Source organism: Fructilactobacillus sp. X2R1C3, from assembly GCF_059901425.1.
Map to the genome: position 1 here is coordinate 1 of NZ_JBWXUW010000012.1, position 274 is coordinate 274.

Genomic DNA, 274 nt, shown 5'->3' on the forward strand with positions numbered 1-274 from the left:
GCAGAACGCAGACTCGGAATCCAGGTCCTTCAGTTTAACGCTGATACTAGTTCGGTCACCAAGGGTGAGACCCTCTCCGACACCATCAAAACGCTTCAGGCGATTGGCGTTGACATCGCGGTCATTCGGCATCCCGAAAACGAGTACTACCGACAACTACTGGACGACAACCTGAAAATCAGCGTCGTTAACGGTGGTGACGGAAGCGGCCAGCACCCATCCCAATCACTTCTTGACATGATGACCATCTACCAGGAATTTGGCACCTTCAAGG

The 274-nt window shown here is 52.6% G+C and carries 1 pseudogene; it reads left to right on the forward strand.

Features of this window, described 5'->3' with window-relative positions:
• Positions 1 to 274: pseudogene (locus AC6UDD_RS06955) on the forward strand (aspartate carbamoyltransferase); the annotation flags it as partial.